14 protein-coding genes are annotated in these 14,700 nt (G+C 62.0%); 6 read left to right on the forward strand and 8 right to left on the reverse strand.

All coding sequences use genetic code 11. The features are described 5' to 3' along the window. Positions 1-135 precede the first annotated feature (135 nt). Entirely contained in the window at positions 136-1,602 is a 1,467-nt protein-coding gene (gene zwf, locus PSV40_RS20520; RefSeq protein WP_300541378.1) for a glucose-6-phosphate dehydrogenase, read from the reverse strand. A 121-nt stretch (positions 1,603-1,723) separates the two neighbouring features. On the opposite strand from zwf, the gene tal reads away from it, so the two are divergent. From tal to PSV40_RS20535, 3 genes are all read left to right on the forward strand, one after another. Next, positions 1,724-2,671 (forward strand): transaldolase, encoded by a 948-nt coding sequence (gene tal / locus PSV40_RS20525; protein WP_300541380.1) that lies wholly within the window; start codon positions 1,724-1,726, stop codon positions 2,669-2,671. An 8-nt stretch (positions 2,672-2,679) separates the two neighbouring features. Then, on the forward strand, positions 2,680-4,245 hold the full coding sequence (pgi, locus tag PSV40_RS20530; protein ID WP_300541382.1) for a glucose-6-phosphate isomerase: 1,566 nt from the start codon (positions 2,680-2,682) through the stop codon (positions 4,243-4,245). Between the two features lie 115 nt (positions 4,246-4,360). Then, positions 4,361-5,332 carry an MBL fold metallo-hydrolase gene (locus PSV40_RS20535; RefSeq protein WP_300541384.1) on the forward strand — a complete coding sequence of 324 codons (972 nt, stop codon included), beginning with the start codon at positions 4,361-4,363 and terminating at the stop codon, positions 5,330-5,332. Between the two features lie 90 nt (positions 5,333-5,422). Here the strand turns inward: PSV40_RS20535 and PSV40_RS20540 are convergent, their stop codons facing one another. The 4 genes from PSV40_RS20540 to phnC are packed head-to-tail and all read right to left on the reverse strand — an operon-like array spanning position 5,423 to position 8,973. Continuing rightward, positions 5,423-6,415, reverse strand: coding sequence for an NAD(P)-dependent oxidoreductase (locus tag PSV40_RS20540; protein WP_300541386.1), 993 nt, complete (start codon positions 6,413-6,415; stop codon positions 5,423-5,425). A 22-nt stretch (positions 6,416-6,437) separates the two neighbouring features. After that, positions 6,438-7,250: a phosphonate ABC transporter, permease protein PhnE gene (phnE, locus tag PSV40_RS20545; RefSeq protein WP_300541388.1), complete on the reverse strand. Its 813-nt coding sequence runs from the start codon at positions 7,248-7,250 to the stop codon at positions 6,438-6,440. Next, on the reverse strand, positions 7,247-8,116 hold the full coding sequence (gene phnD / locus PSV40_RS20550) for a phosphate/phosphite/phosphonate ABC transporter substrate-binding protein (RefSeq protein ID WP_300541390.1): 870 nt from the start codon (positions 8,114-8,116) through the stop codon (positions 7,247-7,249). Before phnD ends, phnE begins: the two co-directional genes overlap by 4 nt. Beyond that, entirely contained in the window at positions 8,113-8,973 is an 861-nt protein-coding gene (gene phnC / locus PSV40_RS20555) for a phosphonate ABC transporter ATP-binding protein (protein ID WP_366915053.1), read from the reverse strand. The genes phnD and phnC overlap by 4 nt, the downstream gene beginning before the upstream one ends. Before the next feature lie 130 nt (positions 8,974-9,103). Between phnC and PSV40_RS20560 the strand changes: the two genes are divergently transcribed. Both PSV40_RS20560 and PSV40_RS20565 read left to right on the forward strand, forming a co-directional pair. Then, positions 9,104-10,012, forward strand: coding sequence for a LysR substrate-binding domain-containing protein (locus tag PSV40_RS20560; protein WP_300541392.1), 909 nt, complete (start codon positions 9,104-9,106; stop codon positions 10,010-10,012). 129 nt (positions 10,013-10,141) lie between these two features. Continuing rightward, positions 10,142-10,453 carry a DUF805 domain-containing protein gene (locus tag PSV40_RS20565; protein WP_300541394.1) on the forward strand — a complete coding sequence of 104 codons (312 nt, stop codon included), beginning with the start codon at positions 10,142-10,144 and terminating at the stop codon, positions 10,451-10,453. Positions 10,454-10,550: 97 nt separating this feature from the next. Here PSV40_RS20565 and groL read toward each other — a convergent pair whose 3' ends face one another. Both groL and groES read right to left on the reverse strand, forming a co-directional pair. Continuing rightward, entirely contained in the window at positions 10,551-12,206 is a 1,656-nt protein-coding gene (groL, locus tag PSV40_RS20570; protein WP_300541396.1) for a chaperonin GroEL, read from the reverse strand. A gap of 170 nt (positions 12,207-12,376) precedes the next feature. Continuing rightward, the gene (gene groES, locus PSV40_RS20575; RefSeq protein ID WP_300541398.1) at positions 12,377-12,667 is read right to left on the reverse strand and encodes a co-chaperone GroES; all 291 of its coding nucleotides are present in this window, start codon (positions 12,665-12,667) and stop codon (positions 12,377-12,379) included. Between the two features lie 364 nt (positions 12,668-13,031). Here groES and PSV40_RS20580 point away from each other — a divergent pair, with 364 nt between their 5' ends. Further along, positions 13,032-13,244, forward strand: coding sequence for a hypothetical protein (locus PSV40_RS20580; RefSeq protein ID WP_300541400.1), 213 nt, complete (start codon positions 13,032-13,034; stop codon positions 13,242-13,244). 111 nt (positions 13,245-13,355) lie between these two features. On the opposite strand, the gene metK is transcribed toward PSV40_RS20580, so the two are convergent. After that, positions 13,356-14,537 (reverse strand): methionine adenosyltransferase, encoded by a 1,182-nt coding sequence (metK, locus tag PSV40_RS20585; protein ID WP_300541402.1) that lies wholly within the window; start codon positions 14,535-14,537, stop codon positions 13,356-13,358. Positions 14,538-14,700: the final 163 nt, after the last annotated feature.

A 14,700-nucleotide genomic window follows, 5' to 3' on the forward strand; every position in this document is an offset into this window, starting at 1 on the left:
GAGATCCCCAAATGTCGCGAACTACGTCCCCGATGGCGTATTCCAAGCAGGGGCCGCGGGTCCGGCTTTGCCGGCCCGCAGGCGCAGCGGCCCCCCCGGGGGGCAGCGCAGTACGCGAAGCGACAAGCGTGGGGGTCAAGACTCTTCGCTCCACCAGTGGCTGTCCCGCGCAATCATCGCGCTCGATGCGCTGGGTCCCCAGGTGCCGGCCGTGTAGGGGCGCGGGCCGTCGGTGTCGTGTTGCCAGGCGTCCAGAATCGGCTCGACCCAGCGCCAGGCTTCCTCCTGCTCGTCGCTGCGGACAAACAGGTTCAGCCGGCCATCGATCACGTCCAGCAGCAGGCGCTCGTAGGCACCGACACGTTCGGTGCCAAAACGCTTGTCAAAGTCGAGGTCGAGCTGTACCGGCGCCAGCGTCTGGCTGGCCGCACGGCTGCCTTGCCGGTTGTCCTGGCCTTGCGCCAGCAGGTGCAGCTCCAGCCCGTCCTTGGGCTGCAGGTTGATGATCAGCCGGTTGCCGGCGCCCAGTGGCGACTTGAAGATGGCATGCGGCGTTGGGCGGAAGTTCACCTCGATGTGTGCGTCGCGGTCGGCCAGCCGCTTGCCGGTGCGTATGTAAAACGGCACGCCGGCCCAGCGCCAGTTGGCGATTTCGGCGCGCAGTGAGACGAAGGTTTCGGTCCGGCTGTCCGGGCTGACGCCGCTTTCCTGCAGGTAACCGGGCACGGCTTCGCCGTTGATGGTGCCGGCGGTGTACTGGCCGCGAATCACGTGATGCTTCAGGGTTTCCGGTGTCCACGCCTTGAGCGAGCGCAGGACCTTGAGCTTTTCGTCACGGATGGCATCGGCGTGGGCGTTGATCGGCGGTTCCATGCCGATGGCGCAGAGCAACTGCAGTGCATGGTTTTGCACCATGTCGCGCAGTGCGCCGGTGCTGTCGTAAAAGGCACCGCGTTTTTCCACGCCAAGCTCTTCGGCAATCGTGATCTGGATGTTGGCAATGGTCTCGCGGCGCCACAGCGGCTCGAACAGGGAGTTGCCAAAACGCAGCGCAAACAGGTTTTGCACCGAAGGCTTGCCGAGGTAGTGATCAATGCGGAAGATCTGCTTTTCCGGCAACACACGCAGCACGGCCTCGTTGATGGCGCGATTCGAGGCGAGGTCATGGCCCAGTGGTTTTTCCAGAACGACGCGGGTTTGCGGGCCGTTGAGCCCGACGGCCGCCATGTTTTCGCAGATCGCCTTGAACAGTGTCGGCGCGGTGGCCAGGTACATCACCACGGTGTCGGCCTGGCGTGCTTTCAGCAGGGTGGCGAGTTCCGCATAGTCGGCCGGACCGGACAGGTCCATGCGCAGGTAGTGCAGCAGCGCGGCAAAACGTTCGAACTCGTCACCGGTGGGGCGTTTGGCCAGCTCGACACTGTCAAAACGTGAGCGTATCAAGGAACGGTACTCTGCATCGCTCATGGCGTCGCGGCCCACACCCACAATGCGGCCGTCTGCGGGCAGCGAGCCGTGCCGGAAGGCCTGGAACAGCGCGGGCATCAATTTGCGCCAGGTCAGGTCGCCCGTGCCGCCAAACAGGACCAGATCAAAACTCATGTTCCCCAACCTTCCCGATCGGGAGATATGTAATAAAGTTTCATATTATGTTGCCATAATCGTAACTCAATCAGGTCATGGTCTTACAGTGCCCTGGCCGTGACCCATCTACACTTTCACCATGAACCAACTCGAAGCCCTCAAGCAGTTCACCACCGTGGTGGCCGACACCGGTGATTTCAAGCAACTCGACGCTTACAAGCCGCAGGACGCGACCACCAACCCCTCGCTGATCCTCAAGGCCGTGCAGAAGCCCGACTACCAGCCGCTGTTGGTGGACACCGTGGCGAAGTTTCGCGGCCGCGCGCTCGATGAAACCATGGATCGGCTGCTGGTGCGTTTTGGTTGCGAGATCCTGTCCATCATCCCGGGCCGGGTGTCGACCGAAGTGGATGCGCGCCTGAGCTTCGACAGCAACGCCACCTTCACGCGCGGCGAACGCATCATCGAGCTGTACGAGGCCGAAGGCATCCACATCGACCGCGTGCTGATCAAGGTGGCTGCCACCTGGGAAGGCATCCAGGCGGCGCGCCGGCTCGAAGACCGGGGCATCCACACCAACCTGACCCTGCTTTTTTCCTTCTGCCAGGCGGTGGCCTGCGGCCAGGCCGGGGTGCAGCTGATTTCACCCTTTGTCGGCCGCATTTACGACTGGTACAAAAAGTCGGCCGGCGCCGCGTGGGACGAAGCCGCCCGGGCCGGTGCCAGGGATCCGGGCGTGCAGTCGGTGCGCGAGATCTACAACCACTACAAACATTTCGGCATCGCCACCGAAGTCATGGGGGCGAGCTTTCGCAATATCGGCCAGATCACCGCGCTGGCCGGTTGCGACTTGCTGACCATCAGCCCGGAACTGCTGGCCCAGCTCGCCGCCAGCGAGGCGCCGCTTCAGCCCGCGCTGGATGCCAAAGCCGCCCAGGCGCTGGACTTGCCGGCCGTCAACTTCGACGAGGTGACTTTCCGCTACGCCCTCAACGAGGACGCCATGGCCACCGAAAAACTGGCCGAGGGCATACGCGCGTTTGCGGCGGATGCAGTCAAGCTTGAGCAATTGATGCTGGCTGCGTGAGGGAAACCATGCTCCGCTGCGACCGTACACCTGCCTGGGGAGCGCTGCAGGCGCACTACGCCACGGCCGGCAAAAGCTTCGACCTGCGTGAGGCCTTTGCCGCCGATCCGAAGCGTTTTGCCGACTTCAGCCAGGACGCGCCGCATGTGTTTGCCGACCTGTCGAAAAACCTGATTGATGCCGAAACGCAGACCCTGTTGCTGGAGCTGGCGCGCCAGTGCGGGCTGGAGGAGCATCGCGACGCGATGTTTGCGGGGGAAAAAATCAACCGCACGGAAAACCGTGCCGTTTTGCATTTTCTGTTGAGAAATCCGGCTCCAGCCCATGGTGGGCGGGCGCCGGCAGCTCCTGAAAAGATAGCAGAAGAACTTGCCGAAGTGCATCAGACACTCGACGCCATGCTGGCTTACGCCGAGCAGCTGCGGCAGGACGAGGCCATCACCGACATCGTCAACATCGGTATCGGCGGGTCCGACCTCGGGCCGCAGATGGCGGTGCTGGCGCTGGATGAATTCCGCCTGTCGGGCAAGCGCTTGCACTTTGTCTCCAATGTCGACGGTCAGGAACTGGCCGGCGTGCTGGCGCCACTGAAGCCGCAGAACACCCTGTTCCTGATTGCCTCCAAGACTTTCACCACCATCGAAACCATGACCAACGCCGCCTCGGCAAAACACTGGTTTGAGGCGCAGGGCGGCACCAACATCGCCCGCCATTTCGCCGCGTTGACCACCAACGTCGCGGCGGCCCGGGACTTCGGCATCAACACCACCTTCGGCTTCTGGGACTGGGTTGGCGGGCGTTATTCGCTGTGGTCGGCGATCGGCCTGCCGCTGGCCATCGCCATCGGCGCTCAGCGTTTTCGCGACTTTCTGGGCGGCGCCCATGCCATGGACGAGCACTTCCGCAATGCGCCGCTGGCGCAGAACCTGCCGGCGCGCCTGGGCCTGCTGGATGTCTGGTACCGCAACTTCCACGGTTTCACCAGCCGCAGCATTGCGCCCTACAGCAGCGTCCTGCGCCGCCTGCCGGCCTACCTGCAACAGCTCGAGATGGAGAGCAACGGAAAACGTGTCGGTCTGGATGGGCAGGCCCTGCCATTCGCGACGGCGCCGGTGCTCTGGGGCGAGCCCGGCACCAATGGCCAGCATGCCTACTTCCAGATGCTGCACCAGGGCACCGAAGTGGTTCCGGTTGAGTTTGTTGCCGTCAAGCGGGCCGCGTGCAGCCTGCCGGGTCACCATAACAAGCTGCTGGCCAACGTGCTGGCCCAGGCGCAGGCCCTGATGCAGGGAAAGAGCGACGACGGTGGTCATCAACACTTCCCCGGCAACCGCCCCAGCACTTTCCTGCTGCTGGAAGCGCTGACCCCGGCCAGCCTGGGCGCCCTGATTGCCCTGCAGGAGCACCGCGTGTTTGTCAGCGGCGCGATCTGGGGGATCAACAGTTTTGACCAGTGGGGCGTCGAGCTGGGCAAGGTGCTGGCCAGGGGCCTGGAGGGCCGGCTGGACTCGGGAGATACCGCTGGACTGGACGCTTCGACGGCCGGCCTGCTGCAGCGCCTGCGCTTTTCCTGAATAACCCGGATTCCCCCAAACCGCCGCCGGGTAATCAGAACATCGCGGACGGCGGGTGCCTGAGTCGGAGAGCATTCACGGGTTTTCTTCAACCCATGACTCAGGAGATATTCAAATGATGAATCGCCGTGACCTGCTCGTCGGAGGGGGTGCCGCCACCGTCGCTTATCTGGCCGGATCCTTCGTACCTCTGGTGGCGCAGAACGCCCCGAATTTCGGTGCACCCAGCGTCGTGCAGGTGGGTTATCGCAAGCAGAAGCTGGGCGATATGGAAGTCATTGCGCTGAACGATGGCGTGGTGCGCCGCCCGCTGGCGGCGGAGTTTGTGCGCAACGCGCCATTGGCAGAGGTGCAGGAACTGCTGCGTTCGCAGAATCTCCCCACCGAGTACGTGGACGTTCCCTACACCGCGTTCCTGATCGTCGCCGGCAACCGCCGCGTGCTGATAGACACCGGTTTTGCCGACAACGGCCCCGCCACCACGGGCCGGCTGCAGGCCAACCTGAACGCCGCCGGCTTCACGGTCAATGACATCGACACCGTGGTGATCAGCCATCACCATGGCGACCACATCAACGGCCTGCGCAGCAAGGCGGGCCAGCTGGTGTTCCCCAAAGCCAAAATCATGGTGCCCAGCGTCGAGCACGCTTTCTGGATGGACGAGGCCAGAATGGCCGCGGCGCCGGACGCCATGAAGGGCGCCTTCCAGAACGTACGCCGTGTCTTCGGCGGCCTGGGCGCCGACCAGCTGGTCCAGTTCCAGGCGGGGCAGGACATCCTGCCGGGCGTCACCACCACAGCCGCCTACGGCCACACCCCGGGCATGGTGACGGTCAGCGCGCAAAGCCGGGGTGAGAAGTTTGCTTATCTGGCTGACCTGACCAATGTGCCCCAGCTGTTCGCCCGCAATCCGGACTGGTCTGTGGTTTTTGACATGAACCCCGAGCAGGCGCGCCAGACCCGTCGCTCGGTATTTGAGATGGTGGTCAACGAGAAGGTCATGGCCGGTGGCTTCCACTTCCCTTTCCCGGCCTTCGGCCGCATCGAGAAGATGGGCAACGGTTACGACTTCAAGCCGGTGGCCTGATCCTGAATGTGCAACAACAACCCGCAGGGCTGACGCCCTGCGGGTTTTTTGTTGCTTGCGCGGGGTCGCAGACAGGGTCCTCTGCGCTGCTCACGCCGCGATTTTCTGCGGCATGTTGATGGCGTCGGGTGGGGTTTTGCCCTGCAGCACCGCAATGATGTTGTCTGCAGCACTTTGCTCGATGGCGATGCGTACACGGTGCACAGCCGAGCCGATGTGGGGCGTGAAGACGGTGTTCTCCTGCGCCAGCAGTTCGTCGGAAATGGACCGTGGCCGGTCGTCCAGCTGCCAGTCCTCACAGGCAAACACGTCAGCGGCATAACCACCGAGGCGGCCGGCTTGTAGTGCCCGCAGCACCGCCGACTCGTCCACCACCGATCCCCGCCCGATGTTGATGACGAGCTGGCCGGCCCTGGCCTGCTCAAACTGGGGATCGCCCATCAGGTGGCGGGTCGTGGACGTGAGCGGGGCAGCCACAAACAGAAAGTCGGCTTGTCTGGCAGCGGCTTCCAGTGAAACCATCTCGACGCCCGCAGGTGTCGCATCGGGGTCCACCCCCAGGATGCGCGCGCAGCCAAAGCCGGACAGTCGTTGCACGATTGCCCGCCCGACCTGGCCGAGCCCAACAACGGCGGCGACGGAACCGTGTAAACCGGTTCCGTAAAAATGGGTACGCCACCCTGCGAAATCGCCAGATCGGACATAGTTGTCTCCCTGACGCACATGCCGCGCCAGTGTGATCGCCAGGCCGACGGCCAGCTCCGCCGTCGGCTCGGTGAGCAGATCCGGCACGATGCTGAGCCAGACGCCGGCCTGAGTGCAGGCCTGTACGTCGAAGTTGTCAAAACCCTTGAGTGCGCAGGCGACGATCTCCAGCTGCGGCGCGGAGCGAAGCAGTTCATGGCCGACCTGATCGGTCATGAAACCCATGATGGCTGTGGCCTGGGTCGCCCGCCGCATCACCTCTGACGCGGGCCAGGGTTCGGGGCTGGTGTTCATGTCGAGTTCGCCATGGGCGGACAGGCGGCGCTGGACGTCTTCATGGATGCGCTGGGTGACCAGAATTTTCGGGCGATTGCTCATTGAATTGTTTGTGGGAATATGGTTATTTGAGTTTTCGTCGCAGGGCTGCGCCTATGCTGTCGACCACCAGCACACAGGCCAGGATCGCCAGCAATATCGCCGACACCTCGTCGTACTTGATGAGCCGCAATGCGGCCATCAGCTCGAAACCAATACCGCCGGCGCCGACAATGCCCAGCACCGCGGAGGCGCGGAAGTGGTATTCCCAGCGGTAGATGGTGATGTCGGCCAGTTGGGGGAGCACCTGCGGCAGTACGGCATGAGTGATCACCTGCAAGCGGCTTGCCCCTGCGGCGCTGGCCGCTTCCAGCGGCTTGGGGTCCACATGCTCAATCGATTCGGCATAAAACTTGGCCACCATCCCCATGGAATGCAGCGCCAGAGCCAGCACCCCGGGCAGGGCGCCAAAACCGACCACGGCCACAAACAGGATGCCCAGAATGATTTCCGGGACCGACCGGAATGCCGCCAGAAAAACACGCGTGACGCGGTAAACCACGGCGTTGGGCGTGGTGTTGGGCGCCGCCATCAGGGCCAGAGGCAGTGAAAAGAGGACCGCCAGCGCTGTGCCGGCAATCGACATGGCCAGCGTATCGAGCAGGGGTTTAAGCCAGCTCTGCCAGCGCGAAAAGTCGGGCGGCACCATTTCGGAGGCCAACTGTGCCACCGCCGGTGCGCCTTCGGCAAAGCGCGCCAGGTCAAAAAAGCCGGTGAGCCACAGCGCGCCCAGGCAAACCGCGACGATGCAGGCCACCAGCCTTGCCTGGCGGCCCGATTGCCTGCGGGCGTGCGTGAGGATCTGCGCGTAGCGCGCTGTCGCCGGCAGGGTCGTCATTTGGTTTTGGCCAGATCGAGCTTGAGCAGCGTGGCGGTTTCGCGCAACACGTCGTAGGCCTTGTCGTCGGTGGCGGCGAAACCCTCGATGCGGAAAGCCTTGAGGACTTCCTTGTCCTTCATTGTCAGGAATGCGGCCCGAATTGCCTGCTTCAACCCCGGCGCGAGGTTGCCCTGCATCACCATGGGGTAATTGGGAATCGGCGGAGACAGGTCCAGTTGCACCACTTTGCTGGCGTCTATCGAGCCTTTTGCCACCAGATTGTCGAAAATCGCTTTGGAGAGCGCGCCGGCCGGGACCTGCCCTGCCTGCACTGCGCGGGCTACCGCGTCGTGAGCGCCGAGGTGCACCGGTTTGTAATCTTTCGTGCCGTCCAGCCCGGCCTTCTTGAGAAGGTGGGCGCGCGGCGCCAAGTGGCTGGAGGTCGAGGCCTGGTCGCCAAAGGCAAAGGGCTGGCCCTTGATGTCTGCCAACGTCTTCACCGGCCCGCCTGCGGTGGCGATCAGGATGGAGTTGTAGGTTGGAGAACCGCGCTCCACGCCGACGGCAAAGGGCTCGATCTCGGGTGCGCGGGACTTGGCCAGCACGTACGAAAACGGGCCGAAATACGCCACTTCGATGCGGCCGAAACGCATGGCTTCGATCATCGAGGAGTAGTCGGTGGTGACGATGAGCTCAATGTCTTTCTTGAGGGTCTGCTCGAGATACTGCTTGAGGGGCTGGGCGTTCTGGATCAGCGTGGCGGCGTTTTCGTCGGGCAGCAAGGCGACGCGAAGTTTGGCCGGATCTTTGCCCTGGGCAACAGCAGGGACAGCCAGACTGGTGGCCAGGACGGCGAGGGCGAGCAGATGGTGGCGACGGTTCATGACAGGGCTCCAGTAGGTTGCAAATGGGCGAGGTTGGGGAGATGGGGTTTGGGGGGTGCTGTCTCGCCTGCAGGGCGATACAGGCTTTGTGCGCGGCCTTGGGTCAGCTCGCCCGGCGCGCCATCGAAGACAACGGAGCCAGCTTGCAATCCCACAATGCGGTCGGCAAACTGGCGTGCAAATTCGACCTGGTGCAGGCTGACAATGAGCGTCAAGCCATCACCGCGGCAAATGCCGTGCAGCAGCGCCAGCAGGCGCTCGGCGGTGCTCGGGTCCAGGCTGGCCACCGGCTCGTCGGCCAGCAGCACCTTGGGTTGTTGCACCAGGGCCCTGGCAATGCCCACCCGCTGCTGCTGGCCGCCAGACAACTGGTCGGCACGGTCCAGCGCACGGTCCAGCAAGCCGACCCGGTCCAGCGCGGCCAATGCGCCTTCCTTTTCGGCCCGCGACCATGGGGCCAGGGTGGACAGGGCGCTGTGGTATCCCAACCGGCCCATCAGCACATTGGCGAGAACGGACAGCCGGCCGATCAGGTGATGCTGCTGAAACACCATGCCCGTTTGCCGGCGGTGACGACGCAGGTTGGCGGGCTCCGACAAGGTCCCGATGTCGGTGGCCACGACCTGCCCCGCCCCGGGGCGAACCAGCCCGTTCAATGAACGCAGCAGCGTGGACTTGCCCGCACCCGATGCGCCCAGCAGGACGACAAACTCTCCCTGTACAAAATCCAGGGAGGTTGGATGCAAGGCGCGCGTGCCATTGTCGTAGGTGACCTCGATCGCCTCGGTGCGCAAGGCGACGGGTGCTTGCCTTGCAACGTGAAAAGCGCGGGAAGCAACTGCAGCGTGAGAGTTCATGACAGTTCGGCCAGTTTGATGTGAAGAGCAGACCCCGGTTGAGGACCCTTGGCACCCAGTATCTGCAGCGTGCATGACACGGGTATTAATCAAACTGTCATCTCTGCCGATTAACCTATAGATCCAACCTATGGATCTTTCGTCTTCCGCCGAATTGAAAGCGTTTGATGCCACTGCCCGCAGCGGCAGCATGTCGGCGGCCGCCCGGCTGCTGGGCATTCGACAGCCCACCATTTCGGCGCACATTGCAGGCCTGGAAATGCGTTTTGGCGTCGAGCTTTTTGTGCGCCGTGGGCGCGGGGTCGAACTCACGACGTTTGGCCATGCACTGCACGAAGTCAGCAACCGTATTTACCGCGCCGAGCAACAGGCGGCGCTGCTGTTGCTGAGTGCGCGCAGTCAGTACGAAGGGCATCTGAAAATTTCAGCGGTGGGTCCCTACAACGTCCTGCCCATGGTCAAGAACTACCGCGCCCTGTTCCCGAAAATTCGCCTGGCGGTCAGCGTGGGCGATTCCCGGCAAATCGTCGAGCGCATCCTGGACCATCGGGACGATGTCGGCGTGCTGCTGCATGCAGTCCACGACGAGCGGGTGTATTGCGTGCCCTACAGCCGTCAGACCTTGATTGTTTTTGCTGCTGTAACGCATCCGCTCGCGCACCTCAGGGACATGCAGCTTTCCGACCTGGAAGGCCAGGAATTTGTGTTGCGCGAACAGGGATCGCAAACACGGTCGGTGTTTGAGGCCGGATTGGCAGCGGCCGGTGTACGGGTGCGAAGTTCGCTGGAGATGGGGAGCCGGGAGGCGGTGCGGGAAGCGGTGGCACAGGGCCTGGGCCTCGGCGTTGTGGCGCAAACTGCCTTCGTGGCGGATTCTCGCCTGGTGGTGCTGCCCATTACGGACATGGCGCTCAGTACCCATGTCCACGTGATCTGCCTGGCGGAGCGTCAGTCAGCACCGCTGATCGCCGGTTTTCTGGAGGTGGTGGACCGGCTCAAGCACGGTGACAGCGCGCAGGTGCTAGCGCCCGCTTCGTAAGACGCAGTACCGGCGGCATCAGTGGCATGTTGTGACAACGCCCTTCAAGGCCTGCGGGACCTGGCCTCGTTCCCGTCGAATATCATGTCGCGGGGATTCACCCTGCACACTCCTGAGGAGGAGAAAACAATGAACTTCGGTCAAGCCATCTCGACCTGCTTTTCCAAATACGCCACTTTCTCCGGGCGCGCCTCGCGCCCCGAGTTCTGGTGGTTCTCCCTTTTCCAGATTCTGATGATGATCGCCGCATCTCTGTTCGGCGACATCGTGGCCGACTTGGTGGCCTTGGCCTTGCTGCTGCCTGCGCTCGCGGTCGGCGCTCGTCGCCTGCACGACATCGGCAAAAGTGGCTGGTGGCAACTGATAGCCCTGACCATCATCGGTTTGCTGGTGCTGATTTACTGGTGGGCTCAGCCTGGCAATAGCGACGCTTCCGACTAGTTCGAGCGCTCAAGAAAAAACCCGCAGGGCGCGAGCCCTGCGGGTTTTTTTGTTTGCTGCCCGGAGAAGTCCGGACGGCGCCTGCGCAGTAGCCGGATTACATGCCCATGCCGCCCATGCCGCCCATATCACCCATGCCACCACCCATGCCGCCGCCGCCGGCGCCGGACTCGTCTTTCGGAGCCTCGGCCACCATGCACTCGGTCGTCAGCATCAGTGACGAGACAGACGCTGCATTTTGCAGGGCCGTGCGGGTCACCTTGGTGGGGTCCAGAATGCCCATGTCGATCATGTCACCGTACTGGCCGTTCTGGGCGTTGTAGCCGTAGTTGCCTTTACCGGCCAGCACCGCGTTCACAACAACGCTTGGCTCTTCGCCGGCGTTGGAAACGATGATGCGCAGCGGCTCTTCGATGGCGCGCAGGATCAGCTTGATGCCGGCGTCCTGATCAGCGTTGTCACCCTTGATGACGCCGGCCGACTGCTTGGCGCGCAGCAGAGCCACGCCACCACCAGCCACAATGCCTTCTTCCACAGCAGCGCGGGTAGCGTGCAGGGCGTCTTCCACGCGGGCTTTTTTCTCTTTCATTTCGACTTCGGTGGCAGCGCCAACCTTGATCACGGCCACGCCGCCGGCCAGCTTGGCCACGCGCTCTTGCAGTTTTTCACGGTCGTAGTCGCTGGTCGCTTCTTCGATCTGGACACGAACCTGCTTGACGCGGGCTTCGATGTCAGCAGCCGCGCCGGCGCCGTCGATGATGATGGTGTTTTCCTTGCCCACTTCGATGCGTTTGGCCTGGCCGAGGTCAGCCAGTGTCACTTTTTCGAGTGTCAGGCCGACTTCTTCAGCGATGACCTTGCCGCCGGTCAGGGTGGCGATGTCTTCGAGCATGGCTTTGCGGCGGTCGCCGAAACCAGGGGCCTTGACAGCGACAACCTTCAGGATGCCGCGGATGGTGTTGACCACCAGCGTGGCCAGGGCTTCGCCTTCGACGTCTTCCGAGATGATCAGCAGCGGACGGCTGGACTTGGCGACTTGTTCCAGGGTAGGCAGCAGGTCACGGATGTTGCTGATCTTCTTGTCGTAGAGCAGCACAAACGGATTGTCCAGAATGGCAGACTGCTTTTCCGGGTTGTTGATGAAGTAGGGCGACAGGTAGCCGCGGTCAAACTGCATGCCTTCAACGACGTCGAGTTCGCTGTTGAGCGACTTGCCGTCTTCAACAGTGATGACGCCTTCCTTGCCAACCTTGTCCATCGCTTCAGCGATGATCTTGCCGACTTCTTCGTCGCTGTTGGCGGAAATCGTGCCGACCTGGGCAATTTCCTTGCTGGTGGTGGTGGGCTTGGAAGCTTTTTTCAGCTCTTCGACCAGGGCCGTGACAGCCTTGTCGATGCCGCGCTTCAGATCCATCGGGTTCATGCCAGCGGCGACATATTTCATGCCTTCGCGGACGATGGCCTGGGCCAGAACGGTAGCGGTCGTGGTGCCGTCACCAGCGATGTCAGAGGTCTTGGAAGCAACTTCCTTGACCATCTGCGCGCCCATGTTCTGCAGCTTGTCCTTGAGTTCGATTTCTTTCGCGACGGACACACCGTCCTTGGTCACGGTGGGGGCGCCGAAAGAGCGCTCGAGCACCACGTTGCGGCCTTTGGGGCCCAAGGTAACCTTGACTGCGTTGGCCAGGATGTTCACACCCTCGACCATGCGTGCGCGGGCTTCGCCGCCGAAAATGACGTCTTTTGCTGCCATGTTTAATTCTCCAAAAAATTCAATAAAGGTTTACGGATGACCGTTGTCGTGAAAGAAAGCGTAGCGAGCGGCTGTCAGGCCAGGCGCACCGCGCACAGCAACCGGAACGTACTCAGGTACGTGAGGATTGCGAGCACGGAGCAACGACGCATGGCGGCCGCACAGTAGCTTTATTTCTCGACAACAGCGAAGAGGTCGTCTTCTTTCATGACCAGCAGTTCGTCGCCATCAACCTTGACGGTCTGGCCGCTGTATTTGCCGAACAGAACGCGGTCGCCGACCTTGACGTTCATGGCGATCAGCTCGCCCTTGTCGTTCTTCTTGCCGGGACCCACGGCCAGCACTTCGCCCTGATCGGGCTTTTCGGCGGCGCTGTCAGGAATGACGATGCCGGAGGCGGTTTTGGTTTCGTTTTCGACGCGTTTGACGATCACGCGGTCTGCGAGAGGACGAAGTTTCATGGTGGCTCCTTGTTTTGAAACAATGGTTTTGAAATCAAAAAACACCCGCGCGAACGCGTGTGCCTGTGAACAGTCTGGCTTGAAAGGATTGTTGTTAGCACTCCATACCAGCGAGTGCTAATCATAAGGCCGTTTGATGGCGGTTTCAAGTCAGTGGTGTCAAAACAAGCTTCCAGGGGGATAAAACCGGACTGTTTCCTGACCATCGGCTCCAGGCGGGACGGTGGGATGTTGGCCATCGGCCAAGGTTGAGTTGTCCTACGCAACTTTCGTCGGAATCCGACAGATAGCCCCAATTCGCCGGCCTATAGTGAATCAAGTAAGCACGTTACGGCTGGAATCAACCCGTTCCTGAGGAAAAATCATGATCATGAATCAGTTCAGTAGCGACTTGACAGCAGGTCGATCCGGACATCGGACAGGCAGCATGGTTGCCGGTGACGATAAAAACCTGGTTGCAGGTACAAGGGGCGGCGTCGGGCGGCCGGTCTGGCCCTTTCTGGTGGCTGCAAAACGTGAAACGGCAGGTTCGCTGACACGGCAGGCGGCAAACCACCCGCCCAGCTTTTCAAGCTGAACAGACTGTCTTGGGCAGGAGCAGACCCGTTGGGTCTTTTGAGGCCTGAGTGACAGGCAACAAAAAGCCACCCTTTTGGGGTGGCTTTTTGTCGTTTGGCCAGTGGCTGACTTACAGGCCCGCAGCAGCGCGCAGCGCTGCTGCCTTGTCCGTTTTTTCCCAGGTGAATTCCGGCTCGTCACGACCGAAGTGGCCGTAGGCAGCGGTTTTCTCGTAGATCGGACGCAGCAGGTCCAGCATCTGGATGATGCCTTTGGGACGCAGGTCGAAGTGTTCATTGACCAGGGCCGAGAGTTTCTCGTCGGACATCACGCCGGTGCCTTCGGTGTACACCGTGACGTTCATCGGGCGTGCCACGCCGATCGCGTAGGCCACCTGGATCTGGCACTGGCGCGCCAGGCCGGCGGCCACGATGTTTTTGGCCACATAACGGGCGGCGTAAGCGGCCGAACGGTCCACTTTCGAAGGGTCCTTGCCTGAAAATGCGCCGCCACCGTGCGGGCAGGCGCCGCCGTAGGTGTCGACAATGATCTTGCGGCCGGTCAGGCCGCAATCGCCCTGTGGGCCGCCGATGACAAAACGGCCGGTGGGATTGATCAGGTACTTGGTGTCCTTGAGCCATTCCTTGGGCAGCACCGGCTTGATGATTTCTTCAATGATGGCTTCAACGAAGGATGCCTTCATCTTGTGCGCGGTTTCGCTCTGGTCGGGGCTGTGTTGGGTCGACAGCACCACGGTGTCGATGCTGTGCGGCTTGCCGTCCACATAACGCATGGTGACCTGGCTTTTTGCGTCCGGACGCAGGAACGGCAGGCGGCCGTCCTTGCGCAACTGGGACTGGCGTTCCACCAGGCGGTGGGCGTAATAAATCGGCGCGGGCATCAGCTCCGGCGTCTCGTCGCAGGCATAACCAAACATCAGGCCCTGGTCGCCGGCGCCGGTGTTCAGGTGGTCGTCGGATGCATGGTCCACGCCCTGGGCGATGTCGTTGCTCTGCTTGTCATAGGCGACCAGTACCGCGCAGCCTTTGTAGTCGATGCCGTATTCGGTGTTGTCGTAACCGATGCGCTTGAGCGTGTCGCGTGCGACCTGGATGTAGTCCACATGCGCATTGGTGGTGATTTCACCGGCCAGCACCACCAGACCGGTGTTGGTCAGGGTCTCAGCGGCCACGCGCGAAAGCGGGTCCTGCTTGAAGATGGCATCGAGGATGGCATCGGAAATCTGGTCGGCAACCTTGTCGGGATGGCCTTCGGAGACGGATTCGGAAGTAAAGAGAAAATCGTTCGCCATTGCGTACACTCCATGAAGTTAGTCGGCGCGTTGCCGGCTTGGGGTGCCTCGGCGAACGCTTTAGCAGTTTGGTTTAATGTCGCCCTGCAAGTAGTTCAATAACTCGGCGACAGCTTGAATTATATCGTTTTGTCCTTCGGCAGGAGTTTCCCGCCCATATCTG

Source organism: Polaromonas sp., assembly GCF_029945925.1.
Lineage (GTDB): Bacteria > Pseudomonadota > Gammaproteobacteria > Burkholderiales > Burkholderiaceae_C > Polaromonas.